Annotated in this window: 23 protein-coding genes and 1 pseudogene; 18 read left to right on the forward strand and 6 right to left on the reverse strand. The window is 42.5% G+C overall.

The features are described 5' to 3' along the window. Positions 1-64 precede the first annotated feature (64 nt). The gene (locus tag AABK40_RS01450) at positions 65-778 is read right to left on the reverse strand and encodes a pyridoxine 5'-phosphate synthase (protein WP_332919783.1); all 714 of its coding nucleotides are present in this window, start codon (positions 776-778) and stop codon (positions 65-67) included. Between the two features lie 136 nt (positions 779-914). Between AABK40_RS01450 and AABK40_RS01455 the strand changes: the two genes are divergently transcribed. From AABK40_RS01455 to AABK40_RS01505, 11 genes are all read left to right on the forward strand, one after another. Beyond that, positions 915-1,367 (forward strand): GatB/YqeY domain-containing protein, encoded by a 453-nt coding sequence (locus tag AABK40_RS01455; RefSeq protein ID WP_332919782.1) that lies wholly within the window; start codon positions 915-917, stop codon positions 1,365-1,367. Positions 1,368-1,376: 9 nt separating this feature from the next. Continuing rightward, entirely contained in the window at positions 1,377-1,883 is a 507-nt protein-coding gene (locus AABK40_RS01460) for a CvpA family protein (RefSeq protein WP_332919781.1), read from the forward strand. A gap of 1 nt (position 1,884) precedes the next feature. Beyond that, positions 1,885-2,454, forward strand: a complete 570-nt coding sequence (locus tag AABK40_RS01465; RefSeq protein WP_338397453.1) for an anthranilate synthase component II — start codon at positions 1,885-1,887, stop codon at positions 2,452-2,454. A gap of 580 nt (positions 2,455-3,034) precedes the next feature. Further along, positions 3,035-3,700 carry a CBS domain-containing protein gene (locus AABK40_RS01470; RefSeq protein WP_332919779.1) on the forward strand — a complete coding sequence of 222 codons (666 nt, stop codon included), beginning with the start codon at positions 3,035-3,037 and terminating at the stop codon, positions 3,698-3,700. Positions 3,701-3,786: 86 nt separating this feature from the next. Then, positions 3,787-4,659: an NAD kinase gene (locus AABK40_RS01475; RefSeq protein ID WP_338397454.1), complete on the forward strand. Its 873-nt coding sequence runs from the start codon at positions 3,787-3,789 to the stop codon at positions 4,657-4,659. 157 nt (positions 4,660-4,816) lie between these two features. Further along, the gene (porG, locus tag AABK40_RS01480) at positions 4,817-5,617 is read left to right on the forward strand and encodes a type IX secretion system protein PorG (protein ID WP_338397455.1); all 801 of its coding nucleotides are present in this window, start codon (positions 4,817-4,819) and stop codon (positions 5,615-5,617) included. A gap of 77 nt (positions 5,618-5,694) precedes the next feature. Beyond that, positions 5,695-6,441 carry an isoprenyl transferase gene (locus tag AABK40_RS01485; RefSeq protein ID WP_332919776.1) on the forward strand — a complete coding sequence of 249 codons (747 nt, stop codon included), beginning with the start codon at positions 5,695-5,697 and terminating at the stop codon, positions 6,439-6,441. Next, a complete protein-coding gene (locus tag AABK40_RS01490; RefSeq protein WP_332919775.1) occupies positions 6,438-9,137 on the forward strand; it encodes a BamA/OMP85 family outer membrane protein in 2,700 nt (899 codons plus the stop codon). The genes AABK40_RS01485 and AABK40_RS01490 overlap by 4 nt, the downstream gene beginning before the upstream one ends. Before the next feature lie 185 nt (positions 9,138-9,322). Next, the gene (locus tag AABK40_RS01495) at positions 9,323-9,862 is read left to right on the forward strand and encodes an OmpH/Skp family outer membrane protein (protein ID WP_338397456.1); all 540 of its coding nucleotides are present in this window, start codon (positions 9,323-9,325) and stop codon (positions 9,860-9,862) included. Positions 9,863-9,950: 88 nt separating this feature from the next. Then, positions 9,951-10,511, forward strand: a complete 561-nt coding sequence (locus AABK40_RS01500) for an OmpH/Skp family outer membrane protein (protein ID WP_332919773.1) — start codon at positions 9,951-9,953, stop codon at positions 10,509-10,511. A 70-nt stretch (positions 10,512-10,581) separates the two neighbouring features. After that, on the forward strand, positions 10,582-11,508 hold the full coding sequence (locus tag AABK40_RS01505; protein WP_338397457.1) for a S66 peptidase family protein: 927 nt from the start codon (positions 10,582-10,584) through the stop codon (positions 11,506-11,508). On the opposite strand, the gene chrA is transcribed toward AABK40_RS01505, so the two are convergent. After that, positions 11,500-12,678: a chromate efflux transporter gene (chrA, locus tag AABK40_RS01510; RefSeq protein ID WP_338397458.1), complete on the reverse strand. Its 1,179-nt coding sequence runs from the start codon at positions 12,676-12,678 to the stop codon at positions 11,500-11,502. The genes AABK40_RS01505 and chrA overlap by 9 nt on opposite strands. Positions 12,679-12,792: 114 nt before the next feature. On the opposite strand from chrA, the gene AABK40_RS01515 reads away from it, so the two are divergent. Further along, the gene (locus tag AABK40_RS01515; protein WP_338397459.1) at positions 12,793-13,569 is read left to right on the forward strand and encodes a superoxide dismutase; all 777 of its coding nucleotides are present in this window, start codon (positions 12,793-12,795) and stop codon (positions 13,567-13,569) included. Positions 13,570-13,713: 144 nt separating this feature from the next. On the opposite strand, the pseudogene hpf reads toward AABK40_RS01515, so the two are convergent. The 3 genes and pseudogenes from hpf to rpsU form a co-directional block, all read right to left on the reverse strand. Next, a pseudogene (gene hpf / locus AABK40_RS01520) lies at positions 13,714-14,010 on the reverse strand (ribosome hibernation-promoting factor, HPF/YfiA family); the annotation flags it as partial. Positions 14,011-14,048: 38 nt separating this feature from the next. Further along, the gene (locus AABK40_RS01525) at positions 14,049-14,939 is read right to left on the reverse strand and encodes a tyrosine-type recombinase/integrase (protein WP_338397460.1); all 891 of its coding nucleotides are present in this window, start codon (positions 14,937-14,939) and stop codon (positions 14,049-14,051) included. A 155-nt stretch (positions 14,940-15,094) separates the two neighbouring features. Continuing rightward, complete coding sequence (gene rpsU, locus AABK40_RS01530; RefSeq protein WP_332919767.1) at positions 15,095-15,289, reverse strand: 30S ribosomal protein S21; 195 nt, start codon at positions 15,287-15,289, stop codon at positions 15,095-15,097. Positions 15,290-15,550: 261 nt separating this feature from the next. Between rpsU and AABK40_RS01535 the strand changes: the two genes are divergently transcribed. Genes AABK40_RS01535 through rfbA form a run of 4 tightly spaced genes read left to right on the forward strand, consistent with a single transcriptional unit; the run spans position 15,551 to position 19,851 of the window. Further along, on the forward strand, positions 15,551-16,882 hold the full coding sequence (locus AABK40_RS01535) for a UDP-glucose dehydrogenase family protein (protein WP_332919766.1): 1,332 nt from the start codon (positions 15,551-15,553) through the stop codon (positions 16,880-16,882). A 5-nt stretch (positions 16,883-16,887) separates the two neighbouring features. Further along, on the forward strand, positions 16,888-17,874 hold the full coding sequence (locus tag AABK40_RS01540) for a UDP-glucuronic acid decarboxylase family protein (protein ID WP_338397461.1): 987 nt from the start codon (positions 16,888-16,890) through the stop codon (positions 17,872-17,874). 6 nt (positions 17,875-17,880) lie between these two features. Further along, positions 17,881-18,930 (forward strand): dTDP-glucose 4,6-dehydratase, encoded by a 1,050-nt coding sequence (gene rfbB, locus AABK40_RS01545; protein ID WP_332919764.1) that lies wholly within the window; start codon positions 17,881-17,883, stop codon positions 18,928-18,930. Between the two features lie 57 nt (positions 18,931-18,987). Beyond that, positions 18,988-19,851: a glucose-1-phosphate thymidylyltransferase RfbA gene (gene rfbA, locus AABK40_RS01550; RefSeq protein WP_338397462.1), complete on the forward strand. Its 864-nt coding sequence runs from the start codon at positions 18,988-18,990 to the stop codon at positions 19,849-19,851. A gap of 54 nt (positions 19,852-19,905) precedes the next feature. Here the strand turns inward: rfbA and cysS are convergent, their stop codons facing one another. Then, the gene (gene cysS, locus AABK40_RS01555) at positions 19,906-21,399 is read right to left on the reverse strand and encodes a cysteine--tRNA ligase (RefSeq protein ID WP_332919762.1); all 1,494 of its coding nucleotides are present in this window, start codon (positions 21,397-21,399) and stop codon (positions 19,906-19,908) included. Between the two features lie 282 nt (positions 21,400-21,681). On the opposite strand from cysS, the gene AABK40_RS01560 reads away from it, so the two are divergent. After that, entirely contained in the window at positions 21,682-22,167 is a 486-nt protein-coding gene (locus tag AABK40_RS01560; protein WP_338397463.1) for a ribosome maturation factor RimP, read from the forward strand. Positions 22,168-22,236: 69 nt separating this feature from the next. Beyond that, complete coding sequence (gene nusA / locus AABK40_RS01565; RefSeq protein WP_332919886.1) at positions 22,237-23,478, forward strand: transcription termination factor NusA; 1,242 nt, start codon at positions 22,237-22,239, stop codon at positions 23,476-23,478. Positions 23,479-23,557: the final 79 nt, after the last annotated feature.

Consider the following 23,557-nt stretch of genomic DNA (forward strand, 5'->3'; position numbering starts at 1 on the left):
TTCGTCAGCCATTGATTGTCCGCTTTGGCTCCTTGTACATCACCGATCACGATAAGTAAAGACCTTATTTAAGTTGTCTCAGGTAAATTTGGATGGTATTTTCCAGTCCCTGGTAAAGGGCATCGCAGATTAGCGCGTGGCCAATAGAGACTTCATCAAGCTGTGGAAGCTTTTCTTTCAAAAATTTCAGGTTTTCAGCATCAAGGTCGTGCCCAGCATTTATACCAAGCCCCAGGGCTACTGCTTTTTCTGCCGCCTGAACGTAATCAGCAACGGCCTTGTCGCGATCGGCCTGATAGTTGGCCGCATAAGGTTCGGTGTACAGCTCAATGCGGTCTGCTCCACAAGCTTTGGCACCTTCGACCATTTTAGGGTCTGGATCAACAAAAATAGAAACCCTGACACCTGCGGCTTTGATCTCAGCGCAAATTTCTTTGAGAAAATCCTGATGAGTGAGGGTGTCCCATCCTGCATTCGAAGTGATGGCAGTCGGTGGATCGGGTACCAAGGTGGCCTGTGCAGGTTTTACACGGTGAATGATTTCCATGAAACGGGCGTCAGGGTAGCCTTCAATATTAAATTCAGTGGTCACCACCTCGTTCAGGTCCAATACATCTTGATAGGTGATATGGCGTTCGTCTGGTCGTGGGTGGACCGTGATGCCTTCCGCACCGAATCTTTCTGCATCCAAAGCAGTTTTGACTACATTGGGATTATCCGCCCCACGGGAATTGCGAAGGGTGGCGATTTTATTGATATTTACGCTAAGCTTAGTCATATCCTTGGCTTAATTATTTAATTTGCGGCAATTTACTACTTTTAAGTATAGTTTATTCTAAAATTGTAAAGTCAAAAAAGGGAATTCCCCCCTGAAGGACTTCAGATTGTATTAATCACATAAAAATATTGAAATTATGAGCCTAAAGCTAAAGATCAACGACGACATCAAAACAGCAATGAAAGCAAAGCAAAAAGATGATTTACGTGCCTTGAGAGCGATTAAATCCATGATTTTGCTGGCTGAAACTGCTGATGGCAGCACTTCGGAACTGACCGAGGAGCAGGAAATTAAAATGCTTCAGAAAGCGGTGAAGCAGCGTAAGGAATCTGCGCAGGTTTATAAAGAGCAAGGACGCGAGGATTTGGCGGAAGTTGAATTGGTAGAAGTGGCTGTGATTGAGAAGTATTTGCCTGCACAAATGGGCGAAGAAGAATTACAGGCGAAAATTGCTGAAATTATTGCTCAGGTAGGCGCTGAAGGCCCTAAAGATATGGGTAAAGTGATGGGTGCAGCCTCAAAAGCTTTGGCAGGACAGGCTGACGGGAAGTCGATTTCCACGGTTGTCAAATCATTGTTGAACAAATAAGCTGAAGCTTTGGCAATATTTGATATTTGCGTCATACTGCTCATTGGCTATGGCGCTTATAATGGATTTAAAAAAGGGCTGATCGTCAGTATTGTAACGACCTTCAGCCTTTTTATAGCGTTATGGGGTGCCGTGAAATTTCAGGAACCTGCCACGAAAATTTTGTCGCCCCTCATCAATACTGACCCGCATCTAACCCCTTATTTGGTATTTATTTTGCTGTTTATCGCTTTTGTAGTAGGCGTGCACCTGATAGGTACCTTGCTCAAAAAGTTTGTAAACATGACCCTGCTCGGAAGCCTGGATACCTTTGCTGGAGGCATACTTGGTGTACTGAAAAATGCCGCTTTTGTAACGGTGCTTGTTTTCGGAATGACCAAAATTGCACCCGAAATGGCAGAGCGACTTTCCAAAGACAGTGTGTCATTTCCTTATTTCGAGAAAGCAGTAAAGGAAGTAGCTAAAGTGGTCCCTGCGATCGACTTTAAAGTTCCTGACATAAAAAAAATGGTTTAGATTGATTTTACTGATAGATAATTACGACTCCTTCACTTACAACCTGGTGGATTATTTTCAGCAATTGGGGGTAAACTGTAAGGTGGTCAGAAATCACTGCCCTATCGAGGAATTGCCTGAAGGTATCCGTGGGGTAGTGCTTTCTCCAGGGCCTGGTCGTCCGCAGGAGGCTGGCCGACTCATGCAATATATAGAACACTTTCACGACAAACTGCCCATGCTTGGCATCTGTCTGGGGCATCAGGCCCTGGGGATGTATTTCGGTGCCCCTTTGGCACTGGCGCCTACACCTATGCATGGGAAAATCAGCGAAATTTCCCTTGACAACACTTCCGTTCCATTTCTAAAGTTGCCAAAAAAAGTCAAGGTAACGCGCTACCACTCCCTGATCCTTTCGCAAATGCCTGAAAACCTGAAAGCCACCGCATATACTGATGATGGCCTGGTGATGGCCATGCAGCATCAGCATTTGCCGATCTATGGGCTGCAATTTCACCCTGAAGCAATTTGCACAGCCGAAGGACTCCAAATGCTTGAAAATTGGGTGCAAAGTATAGGTTACCGCCCTTAGCATGATGGGCGTTCAGTCCAAAGTATTTTAAAATAGGATTGGTGGTCAGCGGTGTGAAAGGGGAAGTATTTTCCCCTCAGTAGCTGCCTGTTATTTTCCTCTTTGACTCCTCCGACCTCTCCAATCATCATCAATTATAGCATATGCCCCACTATTTAGAGAAGGTGCTTCCGTATTCTGAAAATGGAAGAACTCGGGATTTTGCAGGATGAAAATGAGCATCGAATTTAAAGCTTGGCTGATATTTATTTTTGGCGATGAAAATTATCCTCGACGAATCGGTGGAGAAGTTTCCGAAAGCCAATAAAATATCACTATATTAAAGTAATGTGTGCCGTGGCGGAGCATCCTTCAGTTTGTGAGTATCGTTTGAAGTAAATGAGCAGGCTTCGCCATGAACAACAAACTTTTATTGGTCACAATTACTTGTTATAATGTGCTTGAGCTTTTGCAGGACTGTTTTCTGCCCGATAAGTTTATGTTGGGGAACCAATCCCGCACTTTAACTATTGATTTGGACTTGGATTTCCGTGTTGAATCAATACTTTTAGATAACCGATTTCTGAGTTAAAATTAAGATATGATCGCTGAATCTCTTATAAATCATTCTATTCCACCGTTAAAATCCTCTGACAACTCTCAGAAGGCATTATTGTGGATGGAGGAATTGCGAATGAATCAATTGCCTGTTGTTGACAAGCGAATCTTTAAGGGAATGATCTCTGAAGAACTGATTCTGGAAAACAATAATATTGAAGCCCTGGTCGGGGATTATGACCTGCTGGCGGAAAATTGCTACGTTCAAAAAGAACAGCACCTGCTGGATGTGATCAAGCTCTCGACCGACTATAATGTTGATATTGTAAGTGTAGTGAATGAAAAAGGGCACTTTCAGGGCATTATTACGCTCAACGACACCATCAAAGCATTGTCTCAGCTTTCGGCAATCCGTAGCCCTGGAGGGATTATCATCCTGTCGATGCGCCAGATAGATTACTCCCTTGCTGAAATCACCAGGCTGATTGAGGAAAACCACGTGAAGATTCTCAGCACTTATGTATATGATGATCCCGACGATCCGAGTAACTTACACCTGACCATCAAGCTGAATTCTCAGGAAATCACGCGGGTGATTGCAACGCTCGAGCGCTTTAATTATCAGATCGAAGCCCGTTTTGAAGAAACCACAAACATCTCCAATGAGCAGGAGCGTTTCGATATTTTGATGAAATATCTCAATATTTAGGTAATCTGTCCTTAAATTGTCCACAATTCCGAGTGAGTGAAGGCTTTCGTCGGAAGTTTGTGTTCAATTTTTTCAAAAAAGATAGTATGCGCGTCGCCTTACACGGTAAAAATTTCTCTGAACAAAGCAGTCCTGTAATGAAATCGATCTTTGATCTGGTTATTCGTTACAGCAGTAAAATATTTCTTACTGACCGTTATGCTAAGGTGTTGAGTTACCGCCAAATTCAGTTGCCTGCTTCAGGGACTTTCAGCAGAGGGCATCTGCCAGAAGTGGATGTGGTGATTACGCTTGGCGGTGATGGTACCTTGCTTGACACCCTAACCTATATCGGGAACAGGGAGACGCCAATTTTGGGAATTAACACTGGACGTCTGGGTTTTTTGGCAACAATTCCTATTCAGAAGTTTGCGGAAACTTTTCGTCGTGTTCAAGAAGGCGAATATAAAATTGACCGTCGAAGTCTGATCTCCCTTCAAACTAAGGAAGGTTTCTTTAACCGACAGAATTTTGCATTGAATGAGTTTACGGTTACCAAGAAGGACAGCTCCTCCATGATCACCGTCAGGGCGTTTATCGACAATGAATACGTGAACAGCTACTGGGCCGATGGGCTGATTGTCTCGACCCCAACAGGCTCTACAGGTTATTCAATGAGTTGTGGTGGCCCGTTGATGCACCCAGGCACGGGGAATTTCATCATCACACCTGTGAGTCCGCACCACCTTAATGTGCGCCCGATGATTGTACCTGATAGCTCTATTGTGAAATTGGAGATTGAAAGCCGCTCGAGAAATGTCTTGATTTCCCTGGATTCCAGATCGCAAAGTATCCCATACCAAACTGAAATTATCCTACAAAAGGAAAAATTTGATGCCCACCTGATTCATATGCCAGATTATAGCTTTTATGATACACTGAGGCATAAGCTAAATTGGGGCATGGACCTTAGAAATTAAAGAATATTTGTATCTTAGGAAATCCTTTCAATATAAATACTCAATGCCTATTCAATAAATCACTACGCTGTAAATTATTTCTCCCTTTTTGCCCTGTGCAATTAACTGATTTAGCATTGAACAAATAATGGTGCCCCAAATTATTATAAAAAAACACTTGCTTAGGCTCCTGCTATTGCTGCCCTTACTTTCCTGTTTTTCGATAGGTGCAAATGCACAGTTTCGTGAACTGGGCTTTGGTATTGGCGGTATGACCCTTTCAGGAGATATCAACCCTAACTTTTCTTTCAGGGAAACACTGCCTGCAGCGATGGTTACCTATCGTAAAAATTACCCCTTTGGCTTCAGCCTGCGTTATGAGTTACTCGTGGGTGGAATTCAGGGGGCAGACAGCCGCACCCAAAGAGATGATTTTGCCGTGCAAAGAAACGCCTCTTTTTCAGCGGTCAATGCTGAACTGGGTGCACTCCTTGAATATAATTTTATGGATTTCCGCAGTGGTAAATCGGGCTTCCCCTGGACGCCTTACCTGTTTATGGGGGCCGCACTGAATTACTATCAGGGAACGGCAGAGATTGCTCCACCAGCACCTTTTCCCAGCACGAAATACAACTTCAATACTCTTGGGTTTCGGGCTACAGAGTCCGATGGGACCGTTTATGACCAATCGTATACGCCTTTCCCATTGGTGATTCCCCTGGGCTTTGGTTTTAAATATGCCTTAAATACTTATTGGACAATGAACCTCGAATTTGGGGCAAGGCTTACTTTTACGGATCGTATGGACATGCTTTCAGAGGATATTCAACAGGTGAATAAGCCTGTTCCGAGCCCGCAGCTCAACCCACAAAGAGATTACTACTATCCGCATGATACCAAGGCAGATGTTTACTATTATTTCGGAATTTCCTTTAGTTATGGTTTTTTTAGTGTGCCTTGTCCTCATGATTTTTATTAAAGGAATGCCAAACTTTTTTATTCTTAAAAATTTAAAGCAACTTTACAGGCTATCGAGATAGAGAATGGTTAATTCGCATGAAGGAACATATTAATCCAAATAATATACCTCAACACATCGCCGTAATTATGGACGGAAATGGTCGTTGGGCAAAAAAACAAGGGGCCGCAAGAATCTTCGGCCACCGAAATGCTTTAAAAGCGGTACGTGATACCGTTGAGGGTTGTATCGATATTGGGGTACAACACCTAACGTTATATACTTTTTCTACTGAAAACTGGAATCGCCCAAAACTGGAGGTGGATGCTCTAATGCAACTCCTGGTGACAACCATCAGAAAAGAAACCCCAGACTTGCACAAAAATAACGTACGGATCTGTACGATTGGTGATTTCTCGGCATTGCCAAAAAACTGCCAGAAAGAGATGCAGGAAGCGATTGACCAGACCAAGAATAATACTGGCCTGACGCTTAATTTAGCCTTGAGCTACAGCGGAAGGGAAGAGCTCTGTCAAGCCATGAAAAAAATTGCGCAGGGTATTGAAAAAGGCTTGATTAAAAGTGAGCAGATCACCGAAGAATTTATCGGCGCGAACCTTTATACCGCAGCCCTGCCAGACCCCGAATTATTGATTAGAACCAGCGGAGAACAGCGCATCAGCAACTTTCTCCTTTGGCAAATTGCCTATACTGAACTACATATTACTGATACCCTCTGGCCTGACTTCAGAAGAAAACATTTGTTTGAAGCGATCATTGCGTATCAACAACGAGAAAGAAGATTTGGAAAAATTAGTGAACAGCTTCAAGCCCAAAACTCATGAAATTGCATAGAATAATCCGATTTGCCACCATCCTATGCTTCGCGCTGACGCTTATCCAAGAGGCACATGCCCAATTTAGAATGGGGGTGGGGCGAAGATTGGACAACTCCATTAAGCTCGACTACGGAAACCCTAAAGAGTACGAAATTGCCGAAATTGATGTGAAGGGCATTGAAACCCTGAACAAATCTGCCTTGCTTTCCCTTACGGGCCTGAAAGTAGGCGATAAAGTACGCATACCAGGTGATGATATCAGTAATGCCATCCGTAAGTTATGGAAACACGGAATTATTGGTGATGTATCTATTCTGGTGAATAAATTAGAAGACGGACAAGCGTATCTGACACTCCAGCTTAAGGAGCGCCCACGTTTGACACGCTTCGAGTTTGATGGTATTGGCAAGAGCCAGGCCAAAGAACTTGGCGATAAAATTAAACTGATTCGTGGCCGTGTATTGACGGATGCGATCATCAAAAATGCGGAGCTTTCCATCCGTGATTTTTACATTGACAAGGGTTACCTGAATGTAAATGTGAAAACCAAGCAGATTGAAGACACACTGGTTACCAGTGGTGTTCGTCTGAAATTTTTGGTGGACAGAAAGAGTAAAGTGCGCATAGACCAGATCAACGTTTATGGCGCTGATGAAATCTCTGCACAAACTGTTAAAGGGAAAATGAAGAAGACCAATGAGAATCTTCGTTTCCATTTGCCAAACCAGTTGGCGACAGACCTTGTGCATGTGCTGCGCCCAAAAAATCTTAAATATTGGCTTACACACAAAGATACGTCGGGTGTGGCGAGTATAAAGAAATATTTGAATGATAATGTGAAGATGAACTTCTTCAAAACCACCAAGTTTATCCGAAAGGATTATAACGAAGACTTGAAAAAGGTGGTGGATTACTATAACGCCAAGGGATTCCGCGATGCGCAGGTTCTTGAAGACTCTGTATATGCATCAGGAAAAAACCGCATCAATGTGGATTTACATATTGAAGAAGGGCAAAAGTATTATTTCAGAAATATTGATTGGGTAGGTAACTATGTTTACTCTGATAAAGTCATGAACGGTATCCTCGGTGTGAAAAAAGGGGATATCTATGATATGGACTTGATTCAGAAGAAACTGACCTTTAATCCAAACGGTAAAGATATTAACGGACAGTACATGGATTTTGGTTATTTGGCCTTCCAGTGTGTTCCTGTTGAAGTTCGTGTAGAGGGTGACTCTATTGATGTGGAGATGCGTATTAAAGAAGGTGCGCAGTTTACCATTAACAAAGTAAAAGTTATTGGTAACGACAGAACGAATGACCACGTGGTTTACCGTGAACTGAGAACCATTCCTGGAGATAAATTCTCGCGTGAGATGATCATCCGTACACAGCGTGAACTTTCGCAGCTGGGTTATTTCGATGCCGAGACCATCTCCCCTACTCCTAAGCCAAATTTTGCGGATGAAACCGTAGATATCGACTGGGGAGTAACAGAACGTCCTTCGGATCAGATTTCCCTTTCTGGTGGTTGGGGTGGTGCCTTTGGTTTCGTCGGTACTGTCGGCTTAACCTTCAATAACTTCTCTGTAAAGAACATCTTTGATAAGTCAACTTACCGTCCGTTGCCATCAGGTGATGGTCAGAAATTATCCCTGAACATTCAGGCCAATGGTGTGCAGTATCAGTCTTATTCGATTGGTTTCACCGAGCCTTGGTTGGGAGGTAGAAAGCCGAACTCATTGAACGTTTCTTTCAATCACTCTATTCAGCGTATCTTCCCATTCAACGACTTCTCTTTCAAAAATCAGATTGGTTATTTGAAAATGTGGGGTGGATCGATTGGCTTGGGACGTCGCTTAACGTGGCCTGATGATTACTTCACCTGGTCGAATGCCTTGAGTGTTCAAACCTATGAGATGGACAACTATGACTACTCTCGCTTAGGTTTCAATACAGGTACTTCTACCAACCTGTCGTTTATCTCTACCCTGTCGCGTAGCTCGGTCGATAATCCAATGTATCCTCGTACGGGTTCATTACTGACCGCCCGCCTTGCAATGACACCACCGTACTCTTTATTCAATAACAAGGATTACGATGGATTGAGTGATACAGAAGAAGGCCGTGCTGAAAAGTATAAGTTTGTAGAGTTCTACAAAATTAACATTGACCTGAAAAACTATGTGACTGTTTGGGGTGACCTTGTATTGGAAACCAAAGCACACTTCGGACATATGGGGTCTTATTCAGACCGTGTAGGTGTAGGTCCATTTGAGCGTTTTGAAATGGGTGGATCGGGTCTTTCTGGAGGTAACTTCATGCTGGGTACAGATATCGTATCTTTGAGAGGTTATCAGGACAGATCATTGATTCCATTTAACTCAGACGAACAAATTCAGGGGGGTACCACTTTCGTGAAATATGCCGCTGAGCTTAGATATCCATTATCGCTGAATCCATCGGCAACCATTTATGTACACACTTTTGCTGAAGCAGGTAACAACTTTAACGAACTGGATAACTTTGATCCATTCAACGTGAAACGTTCTGCTGGTGTAGGTGCACGTATTTTCATGCCTGCCTTTGGTTTGATCGGTATTGACTGGGGTTATGGATTTGATACCACGCCTACCAACCCGAACGGAGGCCCTTCAGGTTCTCAGTTCCACTTTACTATTGGTCAGCAAATCCGATAAAACGGATATCGCTTATAAAATATTAAATCATGTACGATGCGACGAAAAGCATTGTACATGATTTTTTTTTGAGTGATGGCGCCATATCTCGTGACAGGGATAAAAAATATTCCTGCTTTTTAAATGATAATTCGATTAGGACAAGTAAATTAGTCGGTCAAGTGTAAATCCATTTTTTTTAGGATATGAAAATTAAACTCTTCCTCTTTTCCTGTTTTTTTATTCTGATGCTGACCCCTTCGGTCATGGCTCAAAAGTTTGGCTATGTTGATACGGAGTTCATTTTGAAAAAAATGCCCGAGTATCAGGAGGCGCAAAAGGAAATCAATAAACTCTCTGAAACCTGGCAATCTGAAATTGAAGAAAGCTATAAGGAAATTCAGGGGATGTATGATGAACTGCAGGCCGAAGATGTACTGCTCACCAAGGCCATGCGCGAAGAGCGGATGAAGGAGATTCAGCATAAAGAAGAAGAAGTGAAAGCATACCATAAAAAGGTATTTGGCTTTGAGGGGATGTTTTTCCTGAAAAAGAAAGAACTCATCAAGCCTGTGCAGGATAAAGTGTTCGAGGCGGTTTCAAAAGTAGCCAAAGAAAAACGCCTTCAGGTGATTTTCGATAAGTCGGGTTCTTTAGTGATGATTTACACGGATCCTATCCACGATTACACTGATTATGTGTTGGAAGAGTTGGGGTTAGGTGATCCAAATGACACTGTTAAATAGTGTTAAATAGCGGTGATTTAACAGTAATGCTGTTTTAATAACCCGTAATCTTTATTAGTTTGCATTAAATTTAATTTTTGGGATAATTATGAAAAAGAGAAGCTTTATTACTGCGCTGGCCTTAGTGTTGGTGTTTTTCGGACTGAATTCAGCAAGCGCACAGAGCGCTCCGATTAAAATTGGATATACTAACGTTGACTATATCTTGAGTCAGTTGCCAGAAGCTAAGCAAATCGAAAAGCAACTTAAAGAGTATGAAACTCAGTTGGGCAATCAGCTAAAAGCGAAAATGTCTGAGTTTGAAACTAAATACAAAGATTTCAACGCTAAAGCAGAAACGATGCTTCCTGAAGTACGCAACGACAAGCAACAGGAACTTCAGCAAATGCAACAGCAAATCCAGCAGTTCCAACAAACAGCACAAGGATCTTTGCAAAAGAAACAACAAGAGTTGTTAGCGCCTACTTACAAGAAAATCCAAAACGCGATTGACAAAGTAGCAAAAGCAAACGGTTACACTCACGTGTTTACTTCTGATGCTGCAGGTTTCCCTGTATTGTTGTATGCTCGTGATGAGGACAACATCTCTAACTTGGTATTGAAAGATATGGGTGTTACAGCAACAACGCCTGCTCCTTCTAAAAACTAAGCAGAAAATATCAAAAAATATTTTGAAGATCCCAGCCATTTCGGTTGGGATTTTTTTTATTTGTACCCTTATGATTAACGCGTTTATTGCTCCTCCAAAACTTCAAATAGGCGATCAGGTCGCCATTGTTGCCATCTCAGGTCCTGTATTGCCTGAGCCCATCCTGCGCGCCCAGGCGATCCTCGAACAGTGGGGCTTGCGGGTTCTTATTGGCAGGCACTGCTTCGATCAGGAGGGTGTTTTTGCAGGGTCGGATACCAATCGGCTGTCGGATTTTCAATCGGTATTGAATAGCGCTGAGATCAAGGCAGTTTTTTTTGCCCGAGGAGGTTATGGCGCGACCCGTATTCTGGATCAGGTAGATTTTTCCAGCCTCATGGAAAGCCCAAAGTGGCTGATCGGTTTTTCTGACCTCACGGCGATACATTTACAGATGTGTTGTTTGGGCGTACAGTCGCTTCATGCCGTTATGCCCAATAGCTTCGAGCGCGAAGGCGGGGAACGTGCGCTGAAGAGCCTTAAAACAGCACTCTTCGATCAGCTCATGTGTTTAGAGGCGCCTGCTCACCAAGCGAACGTCAATGGGGTCGTAAACGGACGTTTGATCGGAGGTAACTTGTCCCTGATTGTTCATTCTATCGGGACTGCTTCGTTCCCAGATTTTACGGGAGCCATTTTATTTATAGAGGATTTGGATGAGCAACTTTACCATCTCGACCGAATGATGGTGCAACTGAAACGTGCAGGGGTGCTCTCAAAAATCAGTGGTTTGATTATCGGGCAATTCAGCGATATGAAACAGGGGCGTTTCACATTTGGTCAGTGTGCAGAGGAAATTATTAAAGCGCATGTCAGTGAATATGCGATTCCGATATCAGTAGGCTTACCCATCGGGCATGAAGCTGACAACTGGGCGGTTGCTTGCGGAGCGGAAGCTATTTTGGAGGTTTCAGAGCAGGGGACTAAGCTTTCTTTTGTTTCGGAAGATCTACCCTAAGAAAATACCGAATATCAATGCCAATACCACGATGATGGGGGCGGGAACCTTATTGGTCATCAGTAATGCAAAACCAATAAGTACCGTCGCTATAAAAGGCAGGCTCCATTCGATAGGTGTGCCCAGCTGTATTGCAGCCGCAGCCACAAATCCTGTACTTGCTGCTACAATACCTTTGAGCGAGGCACGAACGACTGCAAAGTGTTTGAGTCTTTCCCAGAACCGAATTACAAAAAAGATCAAGAAAGTCCCAGGCAAGAAAATACCGATAGCTGCTGTAAGCCCACCAACTACCGCAAAAATGATCCCCCCTTCTTTCAGTGAGAGGGTGCCGATATAAGCACAGAAAGAGAATACAGGGCCTGGAATTGCCTGAACCATGGTGTAGCCTGTCAGGAACTCCTGACTGCTTAAATAATGCTTAAACTCAACAAACTCGGTGTACAAGAGGGGGATCAAGACTTGTCCTCCCCCGAAAATCAGGCTACCATTTCTATAAAAATTTTCAAATAGCCGAATGACGGTACTTTGGGTAAAGTAACCCAGTAATGCCGCGACAATCAACACACCAATCCATAATACGAAATTCCCCCAATGTATTTGCATAGGAGCGCGTTCGTACTCCCCCTGTTCTCGGTGGTGCCTCCAGCTCGTAAAAGCCCCTGCAGCAAGCAGAATTAGCGGAAACAGATATGGACTTGCCGCTAAAAGGGACAGGCCAGCAGAAAGGAGCATCAGTAAAACACCCTCTGTATCTTTGATAACCTTATGACCAATTTTCAGCCCTGCCGCAGCCACAAAAGCAACGGCTAATGGAGCGATGTACTTGGTGAACTCAAGAGAAATATGGTATTGCTCAGCGTAAATCATCAGCAGCCCCAGAATAATCATTAGGCAAACTGCAGGGATGCACCAAATCAGGAGGGTCCAGTAGGCGAGTGAGGCCCCGCCAAGCCTGAAGCCTATCGCCGTGATCGTTTGAGTGGAAGTTGGCCCAGGAAGAATCTGGCACAAGGCATTCAGCTCAAGAAGCTCTTCTTCAGTAAGGTATTTCCGTTTTTCAATCAGCACCTCAAGGAACAGTGCAATGTGTGCGTGAGGGCCGCCAAAAGCTGTGAGCGCAAGCTGTAAAACGTCCCGTAAAAAAATTAGCCGTCTTCCTTTATTCATAGGTTTATTAAATCAGCAGCAAATACATCTGCACCTCTAATATCGAATATCTGCTGAATATATTTTGAAGAAAAGAATTTAATTTTCAAATTGAATTAATCCAACAATCAGACTATGAACAAAAAGCAAAACCTACCAAAGACGAATAGCCGACGGGCATTTGTTAAAAACGCGACCAAAGCGGCAATTTTGTCCGCTGCGGGCTTATCAGTTATTGGGACAATGAGTGCTTGTGAAGAAAAATCGAAAGAGGAATCTTCGGCTACCAGCGAAAATAAGCAAGTGAAACCTACTGTTTTTACGCAGGCCGCTTTGCCTTATGAGTTTGCAGCTCTTGAGCCTCATATTGATGCACAAACGATGGAGATTCACTACGGAAAGCATCACGCAGGTTATGTTCGTAAGCTGAATGCCGCGGTTGAAAAAGAAGGGGTTAGCGATGACCTGAACACAATTTTTCAGCATATTTCAAAATACAATACCGCTATTCGTAATAATGGCGGTGGCCATTATAACCACACCCTTTTTTGGGAAGGAATGACCCCTGCAGGTGAGGGGAAGCCAACAGGTGCATTGGCAAAAGCAATCAATAAAGATTTTGGGAGTTTTGAAGATTTTAAAACGAAATTTTCAGCGGCAGCAAGTGGCCGATTTGGCTCAGGATGGGCCTGGCTTGTCATTACAGCAGATAAAAAATTAGCCATTGGATCTACGCCCAATCAGGATAACCCGCTAATGGCAGATGCTGAAATCAAAGGGACGCCACTGCTTAATCTCGATGTCTGGGAGCATGCCTATTACCTGAAATATCAGAATATGCGTGCAGACTATATTTCATCGTGGTGGAATTTGGTTAACTGGGAAGAAGTTGCCCGCCGATTTGAATCCTAAAAACAGATAAAAACAAAAAAGCCGACTGTAATAGTCGGCTTTTTCATTTACGCTTACTGTGATTGTGTATCAATCAACTTCTTCTTCAAACTCTTCTGGCTCAATAACATTCGCCTGAGCAATTACTGCTGCACGCTTTGACTGTTTGTCCGTAAGTTTTTCTTTATATTTTTTGATTTGTCTTCTTAAACTCTCAGTGGCCTCATCAGTAGCAGCCTCAAAAGAAGTGCCTGAGGATTTCGCAAACAACTGTGCTTTTGGTAAATTTAATTTGATCTCTACAATTTTATTTTCGTTTTCATCGCTGTTAGCCAGTCGTAAAAATACTTCGCCATCGATTATCTTGTCGAAAAACGTTTCTAATTTTTCAACCTTTTTTTGGATGAAGTCTGTCAATTTAATATCAGCAGTGAAATGGATTGAATGCATTTGTAACTTCATATGCGAATTGTATTTAAGTGATCTATAAATATTATTCTTTATTCAGCCTTCGGATGAGCCTGATTAAAGACGTCTTTCAATTTTCCTATACTGTTGTGAGTATAGACTTGAGTAGCGGAGAGACTGCTATGCCCCAATAAATCTTTGATGGCATTGAGATCTGCGCCGCGATTAAGTAGGTGAGTTGCAAAGGTATGACGCAACACGTGTGGACTCTTTTTACTTAAAGTTTGAAAAATGGATAAATGTTTCTTAACGGTGTTATAAATAAAAGTCGGATACGCCTGCTGTCCTTTGTTAGTAACGATCAAAAAATCATTTAAGTTGTCAGGAAACTGAATTTGTTTTTGCTCCAAATATTGCGGTATAAGCGTTCTAAGCGTATTATTGAGTGGTATGACTCTGATTTTGTTACCTTTACCGCTTACACGGATGGTGTAATTTTTTTTGTCAAAATGAATCACTTTTAACGAAATAATTTCTGCCCGCCGCATCCCTGTTCCATAAAGCAATTCAATAATCAGGCGGTCGCGCATCTCTTGAAAGGTCTCGGGAATAGCACCGAGCTGATCCAACAACTGGTTGATCTCCTTTTCGGGAATAAATTGAGGGATTTGTTTGGGCTTTTTCAGGGACTTGATATCCTCGGCAGGACTTCTTCGGATGAACTCCCTTTTCAGGCAGAATTTATAGTAACTTTTCAAACAGGCGACCTTTCTGTTGATGGTCGTTACGGCACGCTTTTCCTCAGATAAAGACATGATCCATTGGCGAATGTCCTGATAGCTGACCTTAAGCAGGTCGGGGTTGCCATCGTGAAGGCCAGCGATAAAAGTTGAAAATTGAAACAAATCTTGCTCGTAAGAGACTAAAGTGTGTTGGCTCACCCGCTTCTCGAGCGCCATATACCTTAAAAAATCTTTGATCATCAGAAGGGAAGATTAGTCATTATCAATTTTAATTTCTGAGAAAGGTAAGCATTATCATCGTTCATGAAAGGAAAAAATGATTAAACCTGAAATTTTGGGCAAAAAAAATAGCATCACCGAAGTAATGCTATTTTATACCTTGCAAGAACTGAATATTAATAGTTCTCGTCAGCGTACATTTTTTGCTTGTAAGCAGCTTTAAGACGTTGTTGTCTGCTCAAAACAGATGGTTTTGAATAGAAGTTACGCGCGCGAAGCTCACGCAATACGCCAGTGCGCTCAAATTTTTTCTTGAAGCGTTTCAACGCTTTTTCGATGCTTTCGTTTTCTTTTACGTTTACGATGATCATAATATATCTCTATTTCAATTTGTTCAATTTCAAGGACTGCAAAGATAGAATTAAATTTTTAAAAATCCCCAACTTGCTTTTCTTTTTCTTTAAAAATAAGCGAATTAGGTCAAAGTAATTTTAAATGAGTAAGCCCCGATTATTCCGTCAATAATTAAGCCATTTACCGAAACAACTTATTTTGAGTCAAGTTACTAAAATTAACCTTAGGCGAATTATTTTATTCTGTCTGACTTTTATTTAATAAAACCCCCAATATTAATGAAAATAGCTGTTGTAGGAACAGGATATGTCGGTTTGGTAACCGGTACCTGTTTTGCCGAAACTGGAAATCACGTTACATGTGTCGACATTGATGTGCAGAAGATTGAAAAGATGCGTAACAAGCAGATGCCTATTTTTGAACCTGGGTTGGATTTGTTATTCAACAGAAATATTGAACAAGGGCGATTGGATTTCACCACCGAGCTTGCTGAAGGCATAAAAGATGCTCAGGTGATCTTCTTGGCACTTCCAACACCTCCTGGGGAAGACGGATCGGCTGATTTGCAGTATATTTTAAAGGTTGCTGAGGATTTGGGGCCGATTTTGGAGAAATATGCCGTCATCGTAGATAAAAGCACCGTGCCTGTCGGAACGGCTGAAAAAGTGCGGGCGAAAATTCAGGCCAATGCAAAAGTGGATTTCGATGTGGTTTCCAATCCGGAATTTTTACGTGAAGGTGTGGCCGTGGATGATTTCATGAAGCCAGATCGTGTTGTTGTAGGGACACAGTCCGCAAAAGCACAAAAGGTGATGGAGTTACTCTACGCTCCTTTGGTACGCCAGGGGAATCCTGTCATTTTCATGGATGAAAAATCGGCAGAACTAACCAAGTATGCCGCTAATTCCTTTCTCGCAACCAAGATTACCTTTATGAATGAAATCGCCAACCTTTGTGAATTGGTTGGGGCAGATGTTGATGCGGTACGCCGTGGCGTTGGGACTGACAGCCGAATTGGTAACCGCTTTCTGTTTGCTGGTATTGGTTATGGTGGTTCCTGCTTCCCGAAAGATGTTCAGGCTTTGGCAAAATCCTCTCGAGAGTATGATTATAACTTCGAGTTATTGAATTCGGTAATGGAAGTCAATCACAGGCAAAAAACCAAGCTCTTTCCTAAATTGATAGAATATTTTGGTGGCTCATTGAGAGGGAAAACAATTGCTGTCTGGGGATTGGCCTTTAAACCCAATACGGACGATATTCGTGAAGCACCAGCGCTTTATAATATTGATGAATTTTTGGAGGCAGGTGCCACGGTAAAAGTTTATGACCCTGAGGCCATGGAAAATGTGCGCGAAATATATGGTGATAAGTTGGTTTACAGTCCTCATCAGTATGCCGCTTCTGACGATGCTGATGCATTGGTGATTTTTACAGAATGGCCTGTATTCAGGACCCCAGATTTTGATGTTTTGGCGAAAGGATTGAAAAATTCCGTTATCTTTGATGGACGAAATCTTTACGACCTTGATGCTATGGCAGATTTAGGATTTGATTATATTAGTGTTGGTCGTGCAGAGGTGAAAAAAGCACAAGCAATAAAAGTATAATTACGATGAAAAGAGTATTAATCACAGGTGCAGCAGGTTTTTTAGGCTCGCACCTGTGTGATCGATTTATAAAGGAAGGTTATGCCGTTGTCGCAATGGATAACCTCATTACAGGTGATTTGAAAAACATCGAGCACCTGTTCCCTTTGAAGCAGTTTGAGTTCTACAATCATGATGTTTCCAACTTTGTTCACGTTTCAGGGAACTTGGATTACATCATGCACTTTGCCTCTCCGGCCTCCCCTATTGACTATCTTAAAATTCCAATTCAAACGCTGAAAGTGGGTTCCCTGGGGACGCACAATCTGCTGGGATTGGCGAAAGCGAAAGGCGCACGTATGCTGATCGCTTCAACCTCAGAAGTTTATGGGGATCCAGATGTTCACCCACAAAAAGAAGAGTACTGGGGGAATGTAAACCCAGTAGGTCCTCGAGGGGTATATGATGAAGCAAAACGCTTCCAGGAGGCTATGACCATGGCTTATCACACCTATCATGGTGTTGAAACACGTATTGTTCGTATTTTTAATACTTATGGTCCGCGTATGCGCCTGAATGATGGAAGGGTATTGCCCGCTTTTATTGGGCAGGCTCTTCGAGGAGAGGATTTGACCGTCTTTGGTGATGGCTCACAAACCCGTTCTTTCTGTTATGTGGATGATCTTGTGGAAGGTATCTACCGACTGTTGCATTCTGATTACGCCCACCCAGTAAACATCGGAAACCCAAATGAAATCACCATCGGTGAGTTTGCGGAAGAGATTATCAAACTGACAGGCACGAATCAAAAAGTGATTTATAAAGAGTTGCCAACAGATGACCCTAAAAAACGCCGTCCAGATATTTCTTTGGCGAAAGATATTTTAAATTGGGAACCACAGGTTATGCGTGCGGAAGGTCTTAAAATTACTTATGAGTATTTTAAGTCGCTTACACAGGAAGACCTTCACAAGAAGGAGCACAATAGCTTTGAAGGTTATATCAAGAAGTAATTTTTTATGAAATCAATCTTAATCACAGGGGGAGCGGGTTTTATCGGCTCCCACGTCGTTCGGTTATTTGTCAATAAGTATGCAGATTATAATATTGTTAATCTGGATAAACTGACCTATGCAGGTAATTTGGAAAACCTGACAGATATTCAGGATGCCCCAAATTATACCTTTGTTAAAGGTGATATTTGCGATGCGCCGTTTTTAGCAGCACTATTTGATCAATATCAATTTGATGGGGTATTGCATTTGGCGGCAGAGTCTCATGTGGATCGGTCGATCAAAGATCCTTTGGCCTTTGTGCAGACAAATGTGATTGGTACGGTGAATTTGCTCAATGAAGCGAAGCGGATTTGGGATGGTAACTTTGAAGGTAAATTATTTTACCATATTAGTACTGATGAAGTGTACGGTTCTTTGGATAATGGCGGTTTCTTCTACGAAGATACGTCTTACGATCCACAGTCTCCTTACTCAGCCTCTAAGGCGTCTTCAGATCACTTTGTAAGGGCTTACCATAATACTTATGGCTTGCCTATGGTAGTGACCAATTGTTCCAATAACTATGGGCCAAATCAATTTCCGGAAAAGCTGATTCCTCTGTTTATCAATAATATCCGAAACAATAAGCCTTTGCCTGTTTATGGTAAAGGAGAGAACGTTCGTGATTGGCTTTATGTCGTTGATCATGCACGGGCTATTGATGTGGTATTCCATAAAGGTAAATTGGGAGAAACTTATAATATTGGTGGTTTCAATGAATGGACCAATATTGATTTGATCAAAGTGGTTTGTAAAGTGATGGACCAGAAACTTGGTCGCGAGGAAGGTTCTTCAGCACAACTGATCACCTACGTTACCGACCGTGCAGGCCACGATTTACGTTATGCGATTGACGCCAATAAAATCATGAAAGAGCTCGGCTGGGAGCCAAGTTTGCAGTTTGAAGAAGGAATTTCCAAAACGATTGACTGGTATCTTGAACATCAGGAATGGATGGACAACATCACCAATGGTGATTATCAGAAGTATTACGAGGATCAGTATTCCGTTTAAAATTAAGAACAATAACCATATTGAGGAGTGTTTCACTCCTCTTATTTTTTATAAGCGATGAAAGGAATAATATTAGCTGGAGGTTCAGGAACGAGACTCCACCCGTTGACCTTGGCGATGAGCAAGCAAATGATGCCTGTTTATGATAAGCCGATGATTTACTACCCGCTGAGCATTTTAATGATGTCGGGGATCAGGGAGATTTTGATTATTTCCACGCCGAGAGATTTGCCATTTTTTGAACAGCTTTTGGGCGATGGCAAAAATTTAGGCTGTGAGTTCTCTTATGCAGTGCAAGAAAAGCCAGAGGGATTAGCGCAGGCTTTCTTGATTGGGGAAGAATTCATTGGTAATGACAAAGTGGCATTAATCCTTGGTGATAATATTTTTTATGGAACAGGACTTGCCAAACAGTTGCAGGCCAATACCGACCCTGATGGTGGGGTGATTTACGCTTACCATGTAACGGATCCTGAGCGTTACGGCGTTGTTGAGTTCGATGAGCAGATGAACGCGAAATCAATCGAGGAGAAGCCTGAGCATCCGAAATCAAACTACGCTGTTCCTGGTCTTTATTTCTACGACAATGATGTGGTGAAAATAGCCAAGGAAATTGAGCCAAGTCCCCGTGGCGAATTGGAAATTACGGATGTAAACAAAGTATATCTTGAACAGGGAAGGCTCAAGGTAAGTGTGATGAATCGTGGTACCGCTTGGCTGGATACAGGGACGCATGCTTCTTTAGCGCAGGCTGGGCAGTTTGTTCAGATTATTGAGGAACGACAAGGGTTGAAGGTTGGCTGTATTGAGGAGATTGCCTATAGAATGCAATTTATCGGCAAGGCGCAGCTGATGGATCTGGCGGAACCACTGATGAAAAGTGGTTATGGTCAGTACCTCAAGCATGTGCTTGAGCAATAAATAAAAAAAGGAGACAGTTGATTCAGCTGTCTCCTTTTTACTTGAATGGGTTTGTTATTTTTCGTCGTAAGCCCAGTCAATATGGGTGCGCATATCTTTTACGGCGATACCCTGTGCCTTCAAAGCGGAGCGTATCTCATCTACTTTGTCATAGTTCTTGGCATCTTTAGCCTCTTTGTAAAGAGAAAGCAGTACCTCAATAATTGGGTCGGCATCCTGAATGCGTTCCTCTTGTAGTCCTAAAACATCAAAAGCAAAACCTTGGAATGTTTCAACCATACGGTTGTAAACTTCTTCACCGATTTCGGCATATTTCAGCTGACCAATATGGATCATGTTGATTTTTTTCAACAAGTTAAACAGGTGAGCGATGGTTTGTGCAGTATTGAAATCATCATTCATTGCACGGTAGCAATTGTCACAAATACCATTGATCTGCTTGATCTGCTTTTCGTTGGGCTCTACCCCTTCTTCGTGCTGATAAGAAAGCTTGCCAAGGGTTCGCATACCATTCGCCAGGCGGATGTATCCTTTTTCAGCGGCTTTAAGTGCGTCATTGGAAAAGTCCAATGGGCTTGAATAGTGCGACTGCAACATGAAGAATCGAACGGTCATCGGAGAATACCCTTTCTCCAGAAGCTCATGATTACCAGACACCAGCTGATGAGGTAAAAAGCTGTTGCCTTTTGATTTACTCATCTTCGTGCCGTTGACCGTCAGCATATTGGAGTGCAACCAGTATTTTACAGGGTCTTTGCCTGTCGCTGATTTTCCCTGTGCAATTTCACATTCGTGATGTGGGAATTTTAAGTCCAGTCCACCGCCATGAATGTCAAACTGATCGCCAAGGTATTTTGTGCTCATTGCCGTACATTCAAGGTGCCAGCCAGGGAAGCCCTCGCCCCATGGAGATGGCCAGCGCATGATGTGCTCTTCAGAAGCTTTCTTCCAAAGTGCAAAATCGGCTTTACTTCTTTTTTCTTCTTGCCCATCCAGTGTTCGGGTGGTTTCAAGCAGGTCTTCTATGACTCTTCCTGAAAGTTCACCATAATTGTTGGACTCGTTGTATTTGGCAATGTCAAAGTAAATCGACCCTTCAGACTCATATGCAAAGCCGGCATCTATGATCTTCTGAATAATTTGAATTTGCTCAATAATATGCCCTGTTGCTGATGGCTCAATGTCGGGTGGTAGGATATTAAACAATGACATCACCTGATGGAAGCCCGAAGTATAGCGCTGAACAACTTGCATTGGTTCAATTTTTTCAAGCTTGGCAATGCGCCCAATTTTATCTTCTCCTTCATCAGCATCATTAATCAAATGCCCAACGTCCGTAATGTTGCGAACATAGCGCACACGGAAATCCCGAAATTTTAAATATCGGTTGATCACATCAAAGCACATGAAAGTGCGCACATTACCCAAATGGACATCACTGTAAACCGTAGGGCCACAAACATACATTCCTACGAACGGAGGGTTCAGGGGCTCAAATATTTCCTTCTTGCCCGAGAGCGAGTTATAGACTTTTAAATCATTCAGCATATTGCAAATTTAAAACATTCATGATCTGATTCAGTCATTCTTTCCAATAATTTTAATGGGTAAAGTATAAAATTACAAATATAGCCCTTTAGTGTTTATTTATTGTATTTTACCGTTCTGGTCTCGCCGTTTTTACTGCTATTCAAGGCCGCAATAAAAAGATTTTGGCTTATATCCCCCTATGAATAAATAAGATGTTGTTATAAAAATTAAAAATGTCTATATTTGTCGGATCAAAAGGTTGAGGGGGCCCATCGCTCCCTCTTTTGTTTAAATGCAGGTATGTCATTTCAAGAAGAGTTAAAAGATCGCGTCTGGAAGCTGGCAGAAGAAGCCCTGAAAGACGACCAGTATTTTGTTGTCAATGTGATTGTAAGTGGCTATGATTCAGCAATGAAGATTAGCGTACTGCTTGACGGTGATCGTGGTATGGATATTGATGTCTGTGCTGAGGTGAGCCGCCACGTGGGGTATGTCCTTGAAGAGGAAGAAGTGATTTCTTCGAAGTACACGCTGGAAGTGTCTTCTCCAGGATTGGATTATCCCTTGCAGATGCATCGGCAATATGTCAAGAATATTGGCAGAACCCTTAAAGTAACTTTGGAGGGAGAATCAAAACCGATGAAGGGGGAGATTCTCGCTGTTGAGGAAGACCATGTCGTTCTCAAGGCTGAAGTTAAGGAGAAAGGGAAAAAGAAAATCTCCTACGAAGAAACAAATGTTCCCTTTGAAAAAATCAAAGAGGCATTAATAGTTGTTGTATTTTAAGATATTGCTGTCAGCCCTCGCGGTGCAGTATTAGTTTATATTAAAGGCTAAAGAGACCGAAAGCATATGTTGGACAGTTCGACTTTAATCGAGTCTTTTGCGGATTTTGCAAAAACCAAAAATGTAGATCGACCTACAATGATCCGCATTCTTGAGGATGTATTCCGTACAATGATCCGCAAGAAATTTGAGTTTGATGATAACTTCGAAGTTATCATCAATGCCGAAAAAGGTGATTTAGAGATCTGGCGTTACCGCGAGATCGTGGATGATAATTCTGAAGATATTTGGGATTATGATAAAATCAGCCTTGAAGAGGCAAGAAAAATTGAGCCTGACTTCGAGATCGGAGAGCAGGTAGCAGAATCCGTTGGATTAGAAGATTTCGGTCGCCGTGCAGTAATGACAGCGCGCCAAACTTTGATGCAGCGTATTAAGGATTTGGAAAAAGATATCCTATACCAAAAGTATAAGGACTTGGTAGGTGATGTCGTTACGGCAGAAGTTTACCAGGTATTGGGCAGAGAGGTGATTCTTCAGGATCACGAAGGCAATGAGTTGTCGCTGCCAAAATCGGAGCAGATCGCAAAAGATCGTTTCCGTAAAGGTGATACAGTTCGTGCGATTATCTCCAAGGTAGATACCAACAATGGTACGCCTAAGATTATCGTTTCGCGTATCTCGCCAGAGTTTTTGGAACGCCTGTTTGAACAGGAGGTGCCAGAGATTTACGACGGTTTGATCTCGATCAAAAACATCGTTCGTGAGCCAGGTGAGCGTGCCAAGGTTGCTGTAGAATCTTATGATGACAGAATTGATCCTGTTGGTGCTTGTGTTGGAATGAAGGGATCTCGTATCCATTCTATCGTTCGTGAGTTGCGCAATGAGAACATTGATGTGATCAACTATACAGAGAACAAAGATTTGTATATCGCTCGTTCATTGAGCCCCGCCAAAATTGTGCGTACGGAGATCAATGAAGAGGAATCACGTGTTTCAGTTTTCTTGAAACCAGATCAGGTTTCATTGGCCATTGGTAAAGGAGGGTATAACATCCGCCTTGCTGGGCAGTTGGTCGGTTACGAGATTGATGTGTTCCGCGACATCGAAGAAGGTGAAGAGGAAGATATCTTGTTGACTGAATTTAAAGATGAAATCGATGAGTGGATCATCGAGGAGTTGAACAAAGTTGGTTTAGATACCGCCAAGAGTGTTATTGACTTATCAATGGAAGAATTGATTCGCCGTACAGACCTTGAGGAAGAAACCATCGCCGAAATTGTGAAGGTGATTCACAACGAGTTTGAATAAAAATAAAGCATAAAGAGACAGGTAATCCCGAACCTGTCTCTTTTTAGTGTATATTTGTTGTTCGGGATTTCTTATCAAA

The organism is Persicobacter psychrovividus (genome assembly GCF_036492425.1).
GTDB lineage: Bacteria > Bacteroidota > Bacteroidia > Cytophagales > Cyclobacteriaceae > Persicobacter > Persicobacter psychrovividus.